24 protein-coding genes are annotated in these 16,998 nt (G+C 30.0%); 14 read left to right on the forward strand and 10 right to left on the reverse strand.

Features of this window, described 5'->3' with window-relative positions:
* The first annotated feature begins 584 nt into the window (after positions 1-584).
* The gene (locus HX062_RS15525) at positions 585-1,001 is read left to right on the forward strand and encodes a DUF3408 domain-containing protein (protein WP_286468045.1); all 417 of its coding nucleotides are present in this window, start codon (positions 585-587) and stop codon (positions 999-1,001) included.
* Here HX062_RS15525 and HX062_RS15530 read toward each other — a convergent pair.
* Entirely contained in the window at positions 979-1,338 is a 360-nt protein-coding gene (locus tag HX062_RS15530) for a hypothetical protein (protein WP_286468046.1), read from the reverse strand. The two genes, HX062_RS15525 and HX062_RS15530, sit on opposite strands and share 23 nt — an antisense overlap.
* 267 nt (positions 1,339-1,605) lie before the next feature.
* On the opposite strand from HX062_RS15530, the gene HX062_RS15535 reads away from it, so the two are divergent.
* Both HX062_RS15535 and HX062_RS15540 read left to right on the forward strand, forming a co-directional pair.
* Positions 1,606-1,794 carry a hypothetical protein gene (locus HX062_RS15535; protein ID WP_286468047.1) on the forward strand — a complete coding sequence of 63 codons (189 nt, stop codon included), beginning with the start codon at positions 1,606-1,608 and terminating at the stop codon, positions 1,792-1,794.
* A 2-nt stretch (positions 1,795-1,796) separates the two neighbouring features.
* Positions 1,797-2,297, forward strand: a complete 501-nt coding sequence (locus HX062_RS15540) for a hypothetical protein (protein ID WP_286468048.1) — start codon at positions 1,797-1,799, stop codon at positions 2,295-2,297.
* A gap of 153 nt (positions 2,298-2,450) precedes the next feature.
* On the opposite strand, the gene HX062_RS15545 is transcribed toward HX062_RS15540, so the two are convergent.
* From HX062_RS15545 to HX062_RS15580, 9 genes are all read right to left on the reverse strand, one after another.
* A complete protein-coding gene (locus HX062_RS15545; protein WP_286468050.1) occupies positions 2,451-2,861 on the reverse strand; it encodes a hypothetical protein in 411 nt (136 codons plus the stop codon).
* Positions 2,861-3,997 (reverse strand): hypothetical protein, encoded by a 1,137-nt coding sequence (locus HX062_RS15550; protein ID WP_286468051.1) that lies wholly within the window; start codon positions 3,995-3,997, stop codon positions 2,861-2,863. The genes HX062_RS15545 and HX062_RS15550 overlap by 1 nt, the downstream gene beginning before the upstream one ends.
* Before the next feature lie 287 nt (positions 3,998-4,284).
* Entirely contained in the window at positions 4,285-4,689 is a 405-nt protein-coding gene (locus tag HX062_RS15555) for a hypothetical protein (protein WP_286468052.1), read from the reverse strand.
* Positions 4,690-5,134: 445 nt separating this feature from the next.
* The gene (locus HX062_RS15560) at positions 5,135-5,560 is read right to left on the reverse strand and encodes an immunity protein PIM1 family protein (RefSeq protein ID WP_286468053.1); all 426 of its coding nucleotides are present in this window, start codon (positions 5,558-5,560) and stop codon (positions 5,135-5,137) included.
* A 10-nt stretch (positions 5,561-5,570) separates the two neighbouring features.
* Complete coding sequence (locus HX062_RS16260) at positions 5,571-5,681, reverse strand: hypothetical protein (protein WP_502888515.1); 111 nt, start codon at positions 5,679-5,681, stop codon at positions 5,571-5,573.
* Positions 5,678-5,869, reverse strand: coding sequence for a hypothetical protein (locus HX062_RS15565; RefSeq protein ID WP_286468054.1), 192 nt, complete (start codon positions 5,867-5,869; stop codon positions 5,678-5,680). Before HX062_RS15565 ends, HX062_RS16260 begins: the two co-directional genes overlap by 4 nt.
* 174 nt (positions 5,870-6,043) lie before the next feature.
* Positions 6,044-6,640, reverse strand: a complete 597-nt coding sequence (locus tag HX062_RS15570; protein WP_286468055.1) for a hypothetical protein — start codon at positions 6,638-6,640, stop codon at positions 6,044-6,046.
* On the reverse strand, positions 6,633-7,100 hold the full coding sequence (locus tag HX062_RS15575) for an RNA polymerase sigma factor (protein WP_286468056.1): 468 nt from the start codon (positions 7,098-7,100) through the stop codon (positions 6,633-6,635). The genes HX062_RS15570 and HX062_RS15575 overlap by 8 nt, the downstream gene beginning before the upstream one ends.
* On the reverse strand, positions 7,100-7,951 hold the full coding sequence (locus tag HX062_RS15580; protein WP_286468057.1) for an alpha/beta fold hydrolase: 852 nt from the start codon (positions 7,949-7,951) through the stop codon (positions 7,100-7,102). The genes HX062_RS15575 and HX062_RS15580 overlap by 1 nt, the downstream gene beginning before the upstream one ends.
* Positions 7,952-8,532: 581 nt before the next feature.
* On the opposite strand from HX062_RS15580, the gene HX062_RS15585 reads away from it, so the two are divergent.
* The 11 genes from HX062_RS15585 to HX062_RS15635 form a co-directional block, all read left to right on the forward strand.
* Positions 8,533-9,003 carry a hypothetical protein gene (locus HX062_RS15585; protein ID WP_286468058.1) on the forward strand — a complete coding sequence of 157 codons (471 nt, stop codon included), beginning with the start codon at positions 8,533-8,535 and terminating at the stop codon, positions 9,001-9,003.
* Positions 9,004-9,322: 319 nt separating this feature from the next.
* Positions 9,323-10,075 (forward strand): hypothetical protein, encoded by a 753-nt coding sequence (locus HX062_RS15590; protein WP_286468059.1) that lies wholly within the window; start codon positions 9,323-9,325, stop codon positions 10,073-10,075.
* 159 nt (positions 10,076-10,234) lie between these two features.
* Entirely contained in the window at positions 10,235-10,846 is a 612-nt protein-coding gene (locus HX062_RS15595; RefSeq protein WP_286468060.1) for a hypothetical protein, read from the forward strand.
* Complete coding sequence (locus tag HX062_RS15600; RefSeq protein WP_286468061.1) at positions 10,846-10,971, forward strand: hypothetical protein; 126 nt, start codon at positions 10,846-10,848, stop codon at positions 10,969-10,971. Before HX062_RS15595 ends, HX062_RS15600 begins: the two co-directional genes overlap by 1 nt.
* 731 nt (positions 10,972-11,702) lie before the next feature.
* A complete protein-coding gene (locus tag HX062_RS15605; RefSeq protein ID WP_502888516.1) occupies positions 11,703-12,764 on the forward strand; it encodes an RHS repeat domain-containing protein in 1,062 nt (353 codons plus the stop codon).
* 5 nt (positions 12,765-12,769) lie between these two features.
* Positions 12,770-13,423: a hypothetical protein gene (locus HX062_RS15610; protein WP_286468063.1), complete on the forward strand. Its 654-nt coding sequence runs from the start codon at positions 12,770-12,772 to the stop codon at positions 13,421-13,423.
* A 348-nt stretch (positions 13,424-13,771) separates the two neighbouring features.
* Positions 13,772-14,212, forward strand: a complete 441-nt coding sequence (locus tag HX062_RS15615; RefSeq protein ID WP_286468064.1) for a scabin-related ADP-ribosyltransferase — start codon at positions 13,772-13,774, stop codon at positions 14,210-14,212.
* Positions 14,181-14,690 carry a hypothetical protein gene (locus HX062_RS15620; protein ID WP_286468065.1) on the forward strand — a complete coding sequence of 170 codons (510 nt, stop codon included), beginning with the start codon at positions 14,181-14,183 and terminating at the stop codon, positions 14,688-14,690. The genes HX062_RS15615 and HX062_RS15620 overlap by 32 nt, the downstream gene beginning before the upstream one ends.
* A gap of 166 nt (positions 14,691-14,856) precedes the next feature.
* Positions 14,857-15,456: an RHS repeat domain-containing protein gene (locus tag HX062_RS15625; RefSeq protein ID WP_286468069.1), complete on the forward strand. Its 600-nt coding sequence runs from the start codon at positions 14,857-14,859 to the stop codon at positions 15,454-15,456.
* A 3-nt stretch (positions 15,457-15,459) separates the two neighbouring features.
* A complete protein-coding gene (locus tag HX062_RS15630; RefSeq protein WP_286468066.1) occupies positions 15,460-15,867 on the forward strand; it encodes a hypothetical protein in 408 nt (135 codons plus the stop codon).
* Between the two features lie 615 nt (positions 15,868-16,482).
* The coding region (locus tag HX062_RS15635; RefSeq protein ID WP_286468067.1) for an IS256 family transposase at positions 16,483-16,998 on the forward strand (516 nt) is incomplete at its 3' end.

Genomic DNA, 16,998 nt, shown 5'->3' on the forward strand with positions numbered 1-16,998 from the left:
AAATTCTTCATCAAATCTGAACATAATAAGAATTATTTGTCGAATTTAGAGGTGTCCTAAAATAGGGAAGCCTACAAATATTGTATGCTTTCAAACATATTAAAACTTTCTTTAATTCTATTACGGAAATCCGTAAACCACTCAATATTTTGAGTTAACACTCTATTTAAGCAAAAACCAACGACTTCGGAGTAGTTTTCCAGCCGGCTGCAAGAGCAAGTAGTTTTGAAAGCGAGAATCTCAATTTAGAGTGCCTCAAAACATAACTTGCTGTAATCTTTCGATTACTAAATCCACCTATTTTACAAAGTAAAATCTACAGTAATTTCATATTAAGAAATCACTTACTATTTGACCCTAAAGAGCCAAGTGTAACCTTAAAACTCCATTTAAAGTTTTCAAACTGTATATATATTTCCTTTGCTGTAAGATAGTAAAGTAAGTTTTGCAATTGTCTTTTAATTAGCACTTTAAAGCTGTTTTAAAACAATCTTGGTGTAAAAACTTACAAGAGTAAAGTTTTCGACAAGTTAAAGCTTACAACTATCCATAATGTAAAATGTAAACCTTTAAAAATGTACAATATGGGAACAGTAAACCAACCATCAAAAAAAAACACTCAAAATGAGTTAGTCGATGAAGATTATTTAATGAATATCATGAGTGGTGATATAGAAGTTAAGTCTGTAACACAAGTTAAACCTATCGTAGAAGAAAATGAAGAACCTCTAAGCCAAAAAGAAGAAACAAAAGTCAAAGAGAAGAAAGCAAAGAAAGAAGTAGCAACTACTAAATACCAAGAGCTTTTTCTAATTAATGAATTTCCATCAACAAGAGCAGGAAAGGTTGTTTATATCCGACCTAAGTATCACGAAGTATTACTTCGTATAACCCAACTGGCTAAAGAAGAAAAAACTACGCTTTACTCTTATTTAGACAATATCTTAAAGCAACATTTACAGCAGTATAGCTCTGAGATTACCCAATATTTTGATCAATGAAATCTTTAAGCAGGTCTTTTTTATTTCTAAAATACTTTGCTACTGCAACATTGTCATTACTAATTTTGATAATATCATTAATTATATTTTTTTGTAGTGGTAATGTAATAATTATATCAGGAAGACAATTTCCATTAATTCCATCGCAACCGAAGTTGTCACCACCATTATCATAGAAAACTCTAAGGCCCGGGTATTGTGTAATAGGAGGATCCCCTATTTGACTTTCCTTGTATAAATTAGATGTACTTTCATTACTGTCAATTTCACAAGAAACAACTAGAAACGCCAAAAAGCATTGGCAACAGGATAATTTTTTAATATTACATACTAACATTATTTTTTTGATTGCCTACTCTAAGTTTTTTAAGTCGATAGTTCGGCTTTTTCGACTCTACTTTTTCATGAACTATTCCGGACTAGTTAATAAAAAGGAACGGTGTGATATCATATCCTATATTGTTGTGATTTTAACAAAATAATTAAACAACACAAGATTTAATATCATATACAATTATAGTTTAAATAAATTTAATAAAAAATTATATTAAATTTGTTTGAACTATAATTTACATATCTTTGAATTAATCAAAATTTATATATTTTGAAGAAAATTTTAATTGGAGTAATATTTGCTTTTGCTTTAGTTTCTTGTGAGACAGAAGATGCAAGAGAGGAAATACGTCGCAGAAAGCTAGGAGATAAAATGTATAAACTGTCTGCTGCTGAAATAGAGTATTCCGGAGATATGAGGAAGTATGGTGGATATAGAATAATATTTAAAGCATTGTAAAAATGAGATATTTTTTTCTTATGTTTTTTCTAATGGGATGCTCAGCAAGTCATTACAAGAAGTTGCCTGATGTGTGGAAAGAAAGAATTCTTCGGACAGATGATTTAACACAGCTTGACAGGAACTATATCTATCCTGTTACAGGAGATAAACTTAAAGCAGAATTGATTAAATATGAAAAATCAATGGTGGTTATATTTGTAAATAAATGTACATCGAACTATTGTGTACCATTAAAAGTATATGAGGATTATGCAGTGAGGAATAACTATAAGTTATTCTTGGTAATGCAAGATCTAAATCATCTGGATGAGTCTTATAATCAATTTTTCTACTCTCCTCTTTTAGTTATTGATGAAGAATATTATAAAGGAGCGTGGAATACTAATAAACATTTTGAAGAAGATCTCTTAGGAAATTTGAGACAGAAAGAATACAAAGGAAGTATTTATCTTTTTGAAAAAGGGACGTTGAGTAATATATTAAGAACGTTACCTAATTAGTATTTTTTAATCCAAGGTTTCTTTTGAAAAAAAATAGTTTCATAACCTCTATTCAAAAGGAGAGCACAGAAAAAGTCCTTTTTTCAAAAAAGGAGAAACTTTCAATTTCTCCCTTAAACCGCCATTTCGTCAATACGATGTTAGCGGAAGTGTTTATTTATCAAGCTTGTATGTCCAATTTCTTTTTATAGCGTAATCCCTTAATTTACCAGCTTTTTTAGTTTTTTGATTTTTACTAGTTATTTTACTAAAATCAATATGAGAATGTCCTTCAAAAGGCATATTGTCATCATTTGTTGTTAAAGGATCAATGGAAAGTACTTCTTCTTCGGTTATAGATAAAACACCATAAGAAGTATAACTAGTTGTGAAATGTTCATATGCTTCTTTTGCAGAAAATATGTTACCATTATATACTGATAATTTATTGTCGTCTTTTTCAGTTGGATTGAATGCACCAGAAGATATCATAAGGGAATTTTCAAAAAAGGCTTGACTAGAGACAATACCATTGACAACAAATGACGGATGTATTTGCCTATGTAATAACTTTTTACTTTCCATTAAACAATCGATTTTATTAAATTATTTAATTGAATCCAGCCTTCCTTTTCGCCTAATTCGATCGTTTCTTCCTTTTCATCAGAATCATCAATGTCATTGTAATAAAAATACTCAGACTTCAAGGTATCTAAATTAATTTCGATTACAACATTTTTGTTTTCATTTTTCCATTCCATTTGTATATTTCCATCTACTTTTGGGAATATAGCAGGAAGAGGTAGTTTGTTTTCGAAATAGGAGTTGAATAAATTTTCAAACCGATTTAATCCATTTTTATTTAAAGCTTTACCATGACCTTCATACCAATTATCTTCTAATTTTGAAAGGTTATTTATACGTAGGGATACATCTAATGGATCTAATATATCCAAAGACTCTATTTCTGTAATTTCTTGAATTTTGTCGTTCCAGTTAAACTGAGCAGTACCTTTTATTGTTACATAAGTTTTATTTACATATTCATTGAATGCTACAAATACAGAATCTTTAATTGTTTCTGTTAAAGGACACTTAACATTACCAAATTCAGTTTCAATTTGAAATGTGTTGTTTTTCTGATCTATTTCAGGAATTAAGGCAAATAATTTAATGCTATCAGCATATTCTGTCTTTTGCTCACTTGATAATAAGATTTTTTTTCTAGTGGCCTTATTTAATATAGCATTTGAAGCTGTTCGTGATTCATAGTTATAACCAAAATCAATTGATTCATCATCTAGCAGATTTTTGCCAATTTTACTAAAGTAAGATAATAATTTATAATCAATCTGAGTAGGAGCCTTACCATCATTCACAGACTCTACTAATTCAATAATTTTATCTTTTGCCTTTTCGAAATACGAAAAATTATCTAGGTTTTCTAGAGGCAGTTCACTTTTTAAAACAATAGTACTTGCTATAGCAAATATTAGTATAGAACTACCTTCCTCCATGTCGACCAGTTTTAAATAAACTCCATCAGAAAAACCTTTAGGCACACGTTTTCTATTCGAATTTTCAGCAATGTAAATACCTTTTGCTACTTCAATAACTAAATCTTCTAGAGCAGTGAAATCTTCTAAAATATTCACAGGTAAGGTGTGATCCTCAAATCGAGAACCAACAAGTCTAGGTGCTATGAATACTTTTTTAGACATTTTCAATTAAAATTACTGACGGAAGATACTACTTTTTTTGTTAGAGTTAAGTTGTAGGGTTGTCCTTTTAACATTTCTGCTAACATTGTTATTTCACGAAACAAAACACGATGGAATTTCGTCAAATCCCCCCTATGCCTATTTTGTTGAATTTACGACTTATGTAATTTGTTTTTTGTCAATACCAGAAGAAACTCCAGGCAATCTAAAATTTAGAATCAGAATAAGTCTCATACCATAAAGTTTTGGATACCTCCAAAACTTTATTTATATCATATAATTCCAATTTATTGTTCTTTAAGTTTAATGGTTACAATACCAAAATAATAACCTTGCAACCCATATATTCTACTTACAACTGACTTCTCAAAAGTAAATGCTTTTATATCATCAGGCGTATAGTCTTTAAAATCTGAAGATTTCATATTAATTTGTTTGGAATCTTTGTCTAAGAGAATAACATTAAATTCTCCTTTTTCAACCAAAGGCAAAGCCCCTTCATTGAAATATTGAGACGAATTTATATATATATTTTCAATAAAATCTTGCAAGCTAATTCTATTTTCTATCTGTATATTCTCCTCTCTTTGAATTACCAATTTGGTTACACTGGGTGCCAGTTTTGTTATTTTTTCTTGACTGAATGCTAAACTGCTTACCGTTAGCATAACTAAAGTTACTATTTTTTTCATCTGATAAACTTCTACTGAATGAACTAATTCAAGGATTACACCCCCTATCCCTTGTTATTTCGCGTATTTAAAGAGCTAAAAATACACATAAGTATATACTTCTTCACCATTTTCATCTTTATATTTATATTTCCTATTTAAAACCTAGCCTGTTGTAAGAAAGACAAACGCAGCTGTGTAAAACAGTAGGTACTCAAAATGAAAGCTGGTGGTTCGTTTTTCGTTGCTCGGTTCGTTATACTGCTCTAATAATTCAATCTTATTACTATCCAAAGCCTTTAACGCTATTTGATATGCACTGTAAGAAGATGTAATGTGTGGTCTCTGAGAAGCCTTTACTTTTGATTTGTAAATTAATTCTACTATTAAAATAAAAACTGTAATCATTTTGTAAGTAATACTCAATCTAGTACAAAAATTGAACAACTTTATACAACACAACCATTTATTCCTTTAATTTTTCTATTAATGATAGAAGTGAAGTCTTTTTCTCTTCTATTTTTCCTTTAGGTATTTCTCCTTCAATATATAGATTTAATAATGCACTTAACCAAGCACTCTCGTAATTAGAATGAACCGCGTCCATGAGCAACGCTAAATCGTCAGAAATATATGATGCTACATCTGAATTATTTGATTTATTAAATACGCTTTTAAATATTTCTTCTCTCAGTGTATCTATTAATAAATCGTTTTCTCCTTGTCGTTTTATTTTTTCTACCTTATTAAATTCACTTATCCACATAGCTGAAAATGATTCATGATCTCTTTCATCAAGTAATTCATCAATATTTTTAAAATCGATTCTTTTTTCAAGAATAGGTCCAATTACACTAGCTATTCTTTTGATTTGTTCTTTTTTTTCCATCATTATTTATAATCTAATTACCTTGTGCTTTTAACCACTTCTCTATCAAAATAATTCCTTCATGAGGAGTTACATCTGTTCCTAAGAAATGTTTCCCATCTGGAGCTCTTACATCAACTTTTATTTCATCAAGATTTTATAGGCTGCTTTATAGGCATCAAAAAGCTCTAAATCAGTTCCTGAAAAACTTCCTTGTCTAGGTACTTTTATTGTAAAAACCATCCCTCGCAACACTCGGTATTGTGCTTTTCTTTGTAAAGAAAGAGGGTTTGCCTCTTTTATGCCATATGCTTTATAAATAGAGATGTTCACTTTTTTGAATTGTTGTGCACATCTTATTCGGAAAGTTTTAAACCATGATTGGGATTGTGTGATTCTGAATCAAATATAGTTTTTAATATTTGATTTTTGAGACAAGATGGTATATCTTAAAACTATAATTCGAAAAACACTTTATTAACTAATTATGATGTGGTAGCTGCCTTTTTATCCTTTATTTAATTGTTTTTTTACAGCCTCAAACGTATGAATTAATTCGTCCAATTTAACTTGTTGTTTTTTTATTGTTTTAGGTCTTACGTAAAACCAATTAAAGCCGATCCAAATTAATGTAACGCCATAAGCAAAAATTGCCCAAAAGAGTGGCATCATTAAAGTGTATTCATACAAATACAAGCCAATTCCTAAAGAAAGTATTATAAAGTACAAGCTCAACATTGTTGTTTGTATAAATTTTTGTTTTGTTTTTAATTCAGTCAAACTGATTAAATAATCGTTGATAGTTTGTGTGTCATCAATTTTGTTAAAACTTGAAAACTGTTTATTGTAAACCCATAAAAAGACAGCCATTGCTAGAATAACCAAAACAATTCCAAGTTTTGTAGTAAGGTATTGGGGTTGGTATTTGTACCAAATAAAAATTGTAAATACAATTGTTGTTATCAACAATATATTAGAGATGATAAGTTTTTTAAAGTTGTTCTTTTTAAATCGATTCAATTTATGCTGTAGCTCAACTATGTTTGGTTGAGCAGCTTTTTGTTGTTGCCAAATAGCAGTAAAATCTATAGTACTATTATCCATTTTCTTTAAATCTCTGCGTTAATTTTTCTTTTATCCTATGAATTTTCACCCTTACATTCACCTCTGAAATACCCATAATATTTGCTATTTCTGCTTGTTTTATGTCTTCCAATTCTAATGAAATTAGTAGTCGATCAGTTTCTGGTAACTCGGAAATAAATTGGTACAAAAGTTGAATTTGCGGTTCAATAGATTCTTGCGGTTCTTCTCTTACATGTTTAGGCAAATCCGTTTTAATAATTCGCTTTTCTTTTTCAATTTGGCGTAAACAATTATTAGAAGCAATTCTGAAAATCCAAGTTCCAATATTTGATTCATTCCTAAATTTTGGAAGCTGTTGCCATATAATTATAAAAGTTTCTTGCGCTAGGTCTTGTGCTAATTCAAAGTCGTTTACATAGCCCATACACAACCGAAATATTTTTTGCCAATACGATTTATATATCTCGTCAAATTCCATTAGTACGATGCTAGAAAATTGTTGATTTGTGTGAAATACCATTCTTTATCATCATACATTATAAAGTGCAGTCCCTTAGTTGCATATTGTAAATTAGCTGATTTCAAGTTTTTATATTGCTCTTCGATAGCTGGTTTCATATAGGCAAAATAAGATTCTAACAGAATTAAACTTGGGCATTTTATATTTTGTATTCTCTCTCTCAAATCCGTGTTTGAAAAATCGCAGTACATTTCAGCAAAAGTTTTCCTATCGGATTTCACACTCCAATTTACGACTTTTTCTTGCATAGTAGTATCGGCTAAGAGTTGGGGAATTGACAGTTTTTGCATGTGGTAAAATTGTTCGTCAGTCAGTGCGGTTATTTGATGAACAGCAGTAGAACAATCATTATGTTCCTTTGATTCAAAAGTAGGATTCGTTAATGCAAACAAACAAGGCAGTGCATCAACTACAATTATTTTATCAATCAAATCTGGGTAGTCAGAAGCAATTGCTAATGCCAAACCTCCTCCCATGCTATGTCCTACGATAATTGGCTTTTCTATATCGTTATCCTTAATAAAGTCGGCTATAGAAATTACCCAATTCTCAAAACTTGAATTGATTCGTGGTTTAACACCTGCAAAACCTGCCATTGTTAAAGAATAACACGTATATTCATTTTCAAATCTTTCAATAGTTTCATTCCAAACTTCTCCAGAACAGGCAAAACCTGGGATAAAAATCATGGCTTGTTTTCCTTGTCCTGTTTTGTGAACGTCAAAAGAATATGGAGTTGATTGGCCAAATACCTTTACACATAATGCTGCAATGACGAACATGATAATAGTTATTTTGTACTTGTTCATTTTTCTTGTTATTTATTCATTTGTCTTTTAGATACAAGTCTTTTCAAAATGTTACAAGTTGCTACAATTTATTTTTAATGAAGGATTTTACTTGAATTTAATATCAATAACTACACTATCGATTTTTAATTTTTCTAATGAAACTTCTTCAAAATCTTTATTTCGAAATTCATTTGCGTTAGATTGGTGTTACGTATAAAATCCTGTTTCCCGAAATAAAAGATATTGTGTTTCGTGAAACAACACTTATACCCGTAAGTGCATAAATTGGTAGACTAAAATAATTAATTTTTTGTAAATATAATAAGGTCAAATAAATTGTACTCACGTATGGATAGCAAAACAATGCTAAAAACCTTATCTAACTGATTGCTATTTGTTACTTTCTTAGATCCTTTTGGCAGTAGTTTTGAAATTATAGCTGAATCTTTTGAAGAAGATGATGTGGACGAATTAGATGATCAGAGACTTTCAGTACTTTCAATTATATAAAAACAGTATATTGTAAGGTGAAAAATATAGTTGTTACTCAAAAATAAAAATGGATTTGATATCATTTTTAAAAACGATACAGAATATAAATGAAAGAGTATAATTACAGTTTAATCCCAGAACATGTTAATTTTGATATTTCAACAATTGACTTACAAGTCCAATATTCGAGGAAGGAAACAAACGTTAAAGTTGAAGGAAAAATGCTGCAAGATTATAAGGATAGTTTAAAATTATATGATATAAATATAACTTTTACTACAGTAGCAGAAGTAAAATGTATAACATTAGATTTCTTTGAATCTAATTATACTAATCATACAGTTTTTAAAGTCAATGAAGATTTAAATAAATTCGATTTTTGGGAGAGATTTGGTTATTGCCCAGATTCTGGATTTTATGAAGTAGATAACTCAGAGTTGCTAAAAGAAAAGAAAAGACTTTATGACCCATCAAACACATTTAGTTTAAAACATTATTTGATAGTGGGATATGATAGCTATATCGAAATTCTAGCAAGTGGATATCTTTATGCTATATCTAATAAAGAAAACCTGTAATAAAAAGACTTAACTGAGTAATTAGGTTATGTATCTTAAAAAACATGAGATACAAGAAAAACATAGGTTTAATGCTACTCTAATAAGATTAGCAGGGTTACTTTATTTATTTCCTTTAATCTTTGTGTTTTTATTTTTTGGGAAAATTTTTGGCGTTTTATAATTTAATAAAAGGAGATAAAATACGCCAAGTCCCAAAACAAGAAAAGGAAATACTAGATGCTGTTAGGGAACATGTAGGTAAGGCAGACGCAATCATACAAGAGGTGGAAGAAGTAATAATGAAAATGCTAGAATGGTGGAATAAAAAATAATACTAATGAGAAAACTAAGATACATATACCAAAATTGGAGTAGAGAATATTATAAACTTAAGTCAGAAGAGGATACTTGTTGGTACTACAGTAATTTCTATAAATCAGATATGCCTAAAAAAGTCTTAGCTGAGAAGACTGTAGATGTAGAGACGTGGGCGAAGTATGCCTATAGCATGAATAGAGAGTTTATGAATAGCATGTGGGCTGGAGAATTTTCTTTTTGTAGTAAAGAGTTTAATGAGAAGGTAGATGCGATTGCTCGCGCTTTTAATGTAACTGCATTCATAGACGTTATTGATCAACCCTATGCTTATATTAGATTTGGAGGTGCATTTGCTACGCTATTCTTTTTAGATGAGCACAAGCGAGTGTATATGCAATATACATTTCAGAATGCAGTATCTTTTGATACATCAGCATTTAATAAAGAGCGCTTCAAAAGAGGAGATTTATTCTTAGTGGAGCTAGAAATTTTTAAGTATCCAGAAGACATGATCAATGGTGATTGGAAGAATAAGGATTATATCTCTTATGCCTTTAACCCTGATGGATATCTAGAGGTCACGAAGATGTATGATATCCACAGTGGTAACGGCATAGAAGAGAAGTATGTAGCGGAGTCACCTGTGAATGTAGAGAGTAATTGGGAGCCCTACCCTACCTTCGGAGAATGGGATTCTATCTTTAGAATGAAGCGATGGGCAGAGGGAGAACTCCCAGCGGGATTTAAGAATCCTACGGACTATACAGAGTAAAATAATGAAAAAATTAAGCTACATATACCAAAATTGGAGTAGAGAATAAAAACCTTAAATAATTTAAAACGTAATTATTTGATTTAAAATGCTAATTATTCTTATGATAAGAAAAAAGTAGATAGTAAAGGAAATTTAATTTGTAGTGGAGCATAAGTTATGAAAGTATCAAAAAAAATACAGGGTAAAATAGAGAATATAATAGCTTTAAAAGATAAAATTATTAAATGGGAAACTTTAGAAAAATATGAAATTCAACTAGTTATAAAACAGTTTGAAAAAGTCCCAAGAGATGAGGTATCTAATGAATATGTAGCATATTTAAATGACCCTTCTTTAGGTAGAGCATTAGTTGAAATTGCTAAATCATATAATGACGATTTTAGATTGATTTCAGATATTATTTCTTCATTAGGTTATTTAATTATTAGATATCAATTAGAAGAAACAAATGAAATGTATCAATTAATGCTAAAGTATAAAGATGAAAAAAAAGGAGCAGTAGGGGTACATGTATCTTTTTTTTTAAGAGATTTAGCACATTTTGATAATTATGTAGATAAATGGAAATATTATTTAAGTATAAAAGATTTAATTCCTAGTAAAATAGCAGAAAGAGTATTTTTAGACGTTATAAGAGATAAAGTTGAAGAGATTCCTTTGGAATATAGAAATGAAATTATACGTTTTATTCAAAGTAATTGTCAACATGAAGATGATTTGGAATATTTAGTAAAAAAGATAGAGAAAAAAACAAACAAAATTACCTAATGGTAAAAGTAAGTAAAAAGGGAACATATAGTAAACCCGATTTTATGGTAATTGATCGAAAAAGAGGTAATGTAGTTGATTTAGTTGATGCTAAAAACGGAGTGTACGTCCCTGACATAGGTTGACCATAAAAAATCAATTTTCCTATGAAAGTTCACATTCAACAAATCAAAAAAATCGTGTTTATTCAGAAGATTTTAAACGCGAGATTGTTAGTTTATTTTAAAGAGGGATTAGATATCCCATTTGGGGGTATATAAACACAAAGAAAACAGATAAGCTACGCTTATCCTTGTTTTTCTATTTCCTAAAAGTACCCACAAAGCGAGCTTTGGGTACTTTTAGGAAATAAAAAAACCGATAACTCTCATTATCGGTTTTCTTTGCGGAGAAAGAGGGTTAGCCTCTTTTATGCTGTATGCTTTATAAATACGGAGGTTCACTTTTTTGGATTGTTGTGAGCACCTTATGACGAAAGTTTTATGCTATGATTGGAATCGGTTTGATTCTATGTTAAATATACTGTTTAATAATTGATTTTGAGGGAAAAAAGAGTTTTTTTAAATTTATCTTTAAAATGTGTATTTTATCAATACGGTGTTATGTACATTTATTTTTTCATCCAACCCTTTTCTATTAGTTTGTCAATTGCATAATTAGAAGGGTCTATTTTGAATTCAAGTTCTCTTCTTAAATCTAACAGCATATTGTTGTCAGGTTCATATTCTAATCCTTTAATACACCATTTAAGAGCTTCATTGTCGTTTCTAATATTATTTCTAAAATTTAAGGCACAACCACAAGCTGAAATAGCATTAGAATGTTTTTCAGTTTAAGTTAAATCATCATACAGTGGATACGAGGTGACTGGGAATACAACTGGACAGCTAATGGTATGATTAGAAGTGTACTTAGCCCTGATAAAGTGTATGTACAGTTTGAGTATGACGCCTTAGGAAGACGTACAGCGAAGATTGTAGGAGATACGATTTATCGTTATATTTGGGATGGAGATGTACTACTACACGAGTGGCATTATAAGGTGAATGAGCGCCCTACCCTAGTAGTAAATGAAGAGAGTGACTTAGCCTATGACAGAGAAGAGCCTACGGATAATCTAGTGACCTGGGTGTATAGTCATGGCTATACTCCTATCGCAAAGATTGTGGATGGGCAGCGATACAGCATCATTAGTGATTATATCGGCCGTCCAGTACAGGCATTTGATGATAGAGGAGCTAAGGTATGGAGTACAGACTATGACATCTATGGTAGATTAAGGAACTTAGAGGGTGATAGGCAGTTTATTCCTTTCCGTCAGTTAGGCCAGTATGAAGACATTGAGCTAAATGGACTTTACTATAACCGTTTTAGGTATTATGATTCTAGTACTGGGTTATATATCTCTAAGGATCCGATAGGACTTGCTGGGAATAATCCTACTATGTATGCGTATGTGTGGGATAGTAATGCAATGGTAGATGTTTTTGGGTTGAGTACTATTGATCCACTTGAATTGATAGAGAAGATTAACACAGCTATTAGAGCAGATTCAAAAATACACTCTACAAAACATCTTAATGCAGTAAGTGATGCTCATGCAAAAGAGTTAAGTATTGGTAAAAAAGGAGGGTTAGCAGAGGCTTCTTATTTGCAAGTATTTAAAAATAAAAAAGATATAATTATTTTAGAAAAACAGGGAGCAATAGATGCTATTAATAAAGGAGATTATTTTCAAAAAAGTAATAACAATTATCATTTTATTTATGAACACCATACTGATGTAGGGTTCAATAATGGAAAGAAGACAAGATTTATGAGAATTGAATATTCTTCTGGATTTATGCATAGTCATCCTATTAGTGAGGCAGATGCACGTAAGTATAAAAAAGACATCCAGAAAGGAAAATATAAGTAAAATATATGAATAATAAGAAAATAGGAATACAAGTAGAAGGCGGATGGACAATTGGAATGAATTCATTTGAGGATAAAGATTTTTTTTATAAGAAAAATTTAGAAGGAGATGATTTATGGTTAGATAACACAACTTTATTTGTGGCTGATAATATTAATAGGGGAATTACATTTGAAATGACTTATGAAAATGAAAATGTAGGTTATATGCTAAGTGTTTATAAATTAAGTAGAATAAAGGGAATTTGGGAATTTAATTCTGATGATGATGCTAGAGTTTTTGTTAGGACAAATCATGATATAAATGCTTTTAATGAATTAATATCGAAAGAACTCAATCCTTTTAATCGTGATTTAGTGCCTTTAGCAATTGGAGGATGGAAGATTAATCATAATAATCTTGTATGGAATATAAGTGAATATAAAAAAGAAGAATTACTCTTTTCTGCAACAAGAACTAATTTATTTATTGAAGTGGTTTATTATAATGCTAAAGAAAAACCTTTTTATGTTTATTATGGAGAAGCAATAGATGATTATTATGGAATTAATTATGAACTATATAAGGAAGTTATTATTAGTAAAGAGGTTTATTTAGATACTCAAGAAGAATTAATTGAGTTTTTAGACTCTTTTTTACTTAATAGAAAAATGAAATGATTTTAAGTAGCACCTTAATAGTTTATTATTAGGGTGTTTTTTTATAACTATACTCCTATCGCGAAGATAGTGGATGGTAGGAGGTATAGTGTTATCTCAGATTACTTAGGCATACCTACTCAGATGTATGATGATCGAGGTGTTCTAGTATGGGATTGTACATTAGATATTTATGGTAGACCGCAGTTAAAACTTGGTTCTAAGACAGATTGTCCATTTAGATGGCAAGGTCAGTATGAGGATATAGAATTAAGAGGTCTGTACTATAATAGATTTAGGTATTAGGATTCTACGACAGGACTATACATATCTAAGGATCCGATAGGTCTATCTGGAAACAACCCTACTATGTATGCGTATGTATGGGATAGTAATGGGCAGGTGGATGTATTTGGGTTGGAGATTATAACTGTTTATAGATTTGATACAAGATCTCCAGATGTTATAAAAAGTGGTGGAGGATTTCAGGCTTTCAAACCAGGTGCAGATGTTGATTTATTAGATTATGCTAAACATAATACTAAATCACAATTTATATCCACTTCTTATTCTTTGGAAAGTGCAAGAGATTTTGGTAGAAATTATTATAATTCTGAAGGATATATCTATAAAATTGAGATCGATGATGCAAAGGGGATAGATGTGAACAAAACTTTGGGAGCAGATAGTCCATTTCCTAAAGAAAACGAATTTGCGGTAATAAATAGAATTTTAAATGAAGATATAAAAGGGACGACACATGCTAAAAACATTACTGATGTTGATAATATTAAATGGAACTATTACTAATTTAAACTATAAAATTAATATGCAAGAGTACATAATAGAATGTTTATATTTTGATAAAAAAAAGCCTGCAAAAATATTTGTTTGGGAAGAAGAAGAAGAGAATCCTTCAATAATTGAATATAAGGATAATACAACATTTCAATATATAGGTAGTTTTAAGGTACTACATATAAAATATATTGATGATATAAATGAAATTGAAGTAAGTGATATTAGAACTTATGAAGCTTTTTGTAAACTTGTTAAAAATTTAGAAGCAAAAAATATAAGAATGCTTATAAAAGGATGTAGTTTACAATATAGTATGGTAAAGGCTCTTAAAAGTACAATGTTTACAGTAAAATTGAGATTAGGGAATGAGATTAATTTTCAAAAAGATAAAGTTAATATTTTTGAAAAAGAGATGGATGTTTCTAAAATAGTAACGTTAGAAGAACAAGATGCGTTTTTTAATAAATGGCTAGATAGCCTTAATTGAATTCTTTGCAAACATTTATTAGATAAAACAAAAGAGTTAGTTTGTTGACAACTAACTCTTTTGTTTTTTTGAGAAATAATGATCTCACCTTTTTTTATGTTTTTGTTGGTATTCGATACAAGCATTTGATGAGCGTGGGACTAAGGTATGGAGTACAGACTATGACATCTATGGTAGATTAAGGAACTTAGAGGGTGATAGGCAGTTTATTCCTTTCCGTCAGTTAGGCCAGTATGAAGACATTGAGCTAAATGGACTTTACTATAACCGTTTTAGGTATTATGATTCTAATAGTGGATTATATATATCTAAAGACCCAATAGGACTTGCTGGGAATAATCCTACTATGTACGCGTATGTGTGGGATAGTAATGGTCAGGTGGATGTATTTGGGTTGGCAAACCAATATCAAATACATTCTCCCAGTCAGCCAGATATCGTATCAAAAGGGTTACATTTTTATGGAAAAGATAATATAGAATTGAGTATAAAACCTAATGTAGATGGCGATATTTCCTTTAAATCAGTGTTTAGTACAAAGAATTTAAGTACAAAAGAAGTGGATAAAATAAACAATGCAATTAAAGATGCTCAATCTAAATTTGACACTGATTCAAAGTGGCGTCAACATATATTAGATAATGCAATTATAGCTAAAGAGACTGTCATTGAAGCTCATGGACAAGGAAAAATGGGAGATAAAGCAAAAGGAAGATCTGCAGAGTTTCATTTTATTGAAAAGAACATAAAGAAAAAATACAAATAAAATATGAGTGTAATAAGAAAAATTAGTAAAACTGATTTTATGGACTTTATTAATTCAAAGGCATTTGAAAGTATAACAATAGGAGATGAAAAAGAAAAAATAATTAAGTACCTTAAAAATAAAAAGTATAAATGTATTTATGATAAAGATTTTATATTAATAAAATTTCTTAATGTTGAATTTACAATAGACAAAGACAATAAAATCGTCCTTATCCACTTTGAACTTTCCGAATTTATTCCTGAAATGGGATATTTGTTTGAGCCATTATTCTTTGAAGAAATCAAGGAAGAAATAGAAAAAAACAAGATAGAAATAAAACAAAGTGTTTTTGATGATCATTTAATTATAGACAACAAGTGTAAGCTTTTCTTTGAAAATAAAAAATTAATAGATATCTACATTATTTAATATTTAATAATTTGTTTTTAAATGTAGCTTCAGTAAAGTTTCATAACATGGAAAAATACATAATTTAGGACGTGTGCAGTACAAAAGCCCTGACTGGATATTACGGTTCGATTATACAGATATAGACAATATGTTTGTTATCAGAAAATTTCTATTTAATAATAACAGTTTTGTTAGATCTTATCCTCAATCAAATGGACACATAATAAATTGTTCTTTAGAAGATATTAAAGAACTAGACATCTTCTGTAGTACGATATATTTACTTACTAAAAAAGAACTGGGAGATAACTCTTTTTTGAGTGTGGAACAATAAATTCATGCGCTATTATCCACAGCAAAGTAAACTTTAAATGATCGAGATGTGTCTTTGTCCTTACAAATTGAAAAATTTGAACAGGAACAAAGACCACTCGTTTTTCTCCCGAAGGTTGCAAAATTGGTAAAGAGAAAAGAGTATTAATTACCAGAATACAAGAAGCAAAAAAGCTAGAATACAAAATTATATATACTCTAGCTTTTTCTAGACACTGTACCAAAAACTGTGTAAGTATAAAATTCTGCTTGGGTTAAAACTGAGCAGAATTTTTTTATATATTTAATATTTACATAGTTATGGAAACAAAAGACCTATTTCCGGATGAGTTTTTCAAACAGTTTAAAACTGGGGATGACCTTCAAAACTTCCTAAAAGACTTACAAAAGCGAGGAATTGAAAAAATGCTAGAAGGCGAGCTAGATGCTCACCTAGATTACGATAAGCATGATTCAAGAAAGGGAGATAATACACGTAATGGTTATTCTAGCAAAAAGATAAAGACCAGTTACGGCGAAGAAGAAATAAAGGTTCCTAGGGATCGTGATGCTAGTTTTAACCCTATGATTATCCCCAAGCGAAAAAGCATGGTAGAAGGCTTGGAAAACGTTATTGTGTCACTTTATGCCAAAGGAATGTCCGTTTCTGATATTGAAGAACAAATCAGAGAAGTTTATAATTTTGACGTTTCTCAATCGACCATTTCTCGTATAACTGATGCTATAACTTCTGATATTGTAGCTTGGCAAAATCGCCCATTAGAGCCTGTTTATTTAATCGTATGGATGGATGGTATTGTATTTAAAGTTAGAGAA

The organism is Myroides sp. DF42-4-2, assembly GCF_030326445.1.
Taxonomy (GTDB): domain Bacteria; phylum Bacteroidota; class Bacteroidia; order Flavobacteriales; family Flavobacteriaceae; genus Flavobacterium.

What these genes read in the sequence shown, in the direction of transcription:
- HX062_RS15585 (WP_286468058.1), top strand. Translation starts at nt 8,533, where the DNA reads ATGAAAGAGTATAATTACAGTTTAATCCCAGAACATGTTAATTTTGAT.
- HX062_RS15590 (WP_286468059.1), top strand. Translation starts at nt 9,323, where the DNA reads ATGAGAAAACTAAGATACATATACCAAAATTGGAGTAGAGAATATTAT.
- HX062_RS15600 (WP_286468061.1), top strand. Translation starts at nt 10,846, where the DNA reads ATGGTAAAAGTAAGTAAAAAGGGAACATATAGTAAACCCGATTTTATG.
- HX062_RS15615 (WP_286468064.1), top strand. Translation starts at nt 13,772, where the DNA reads ATGTATGCGTATGTATGGGATAGTAATGGGCAGGTGGATGTATTTGGG.
- HX062_RS15570 (WP_286468055.1), bottom strand. Translation starts at nt 6,640, where the DNA reads ATGGATAATAGTACTATAGATTTTACTGCTATTTGGCAACAACAAAAA.
- HX062_RS15560 (WP_286468053.1), bottom strand. Translation starts at nt 5,560, where the DNA reads ATGATGGAAAAAAAAGAACAAATCAAAAGAATAGCTAGTGTAATTGGA.
- HX062_RS15575 (WP_286468056.1), bottom strand. Translation starts at nt 7,100, where the DNA reads ATGGAATTTGACGAGATATATAAATCGTATTGGCAAAAAATATTTCGG.
- HX062_RS15550 (WP_286468051.1), bottom strand. Translation starts at nt 3,997, where the DNA reads ATGTCTAAAAAAGTATTCATAGCACCTAGACTTGTTGGTTCTCGATTT.
- HX062_RS15540 (WP_286468048.1), top strand. Translation starts at nt 1,797, where the DNA reads ATGAGATATTTTTTTCTTATGTTTTTTCTAATGGGATGCTCAGCAAGT.
- HX062_RS15545 (WP_286468050.1), bottom strand. Translation starts at nt 2,861, where the DNA reads ATGGAAAGTAAAAAGTTATTACATAGGCAAATACATCCGTCATTTGTT.
- HX062_RS15595 (WP_286468060.1), top strand. Translation starts at nt 10,235, where the DNA reads ATGAAAGTATCAAAAAAAATACAGGGTAAAATAGAGAATATAATAGCT.
- HX062_RS15630 (WP_286468066.1), top strand. Translation starts at nt 15,460, where the DNA reads ATGAGTGTAATAAGAAAAATTAGTAAAACTGATTTTATGGACTTTATT.
- HX062_RS15610 (WP_286468063.1), top strand. Translation starts at nt 12,770, where the DNA reads ATGAATAATAAGAAAATAGGAATACAAGTAGAAGGCGGATGGACAATT.
- HX062_RS15580 (WP_286468057.1), bottom strand. Translation starts at nt 7,951, where the DNA reads ATGAACAAGTACAAAATAACTATTATCATGTTCGTCATTGCAGCATTA.
- HX062_RS15525 (WP_286468045.1), top strand. Translation starts at nt 585, where the DNA reads ATGGGAACAGTAAACCAACCATCAAAAAAAAACACTCAAAATGAGTTA.
- HX062_RS15620 (WP_286468065.1), top strand. Translation starts at nt 14,181, where the DNA reads ATGTTGATAATATTAAATGGAACTATTACTAATTTAAACTATAAAATT.
- HX062_RS15530 (WP_286468046.1), bottom strand. Translation starts at nt 1,338, where the DNA reads ATGTTAGTATGTAATATTAAAAAATTATCCTGTTGCCAATGCTTTTTG.
- HX062_RS15555 (WP_286468052.1), bottom strand. Translation starts at nt 4,689, where the DNA reads ATGAAAAAAATAGTAACTTTAGTTATGCTAACGGTAAGCAGTTTAGCA.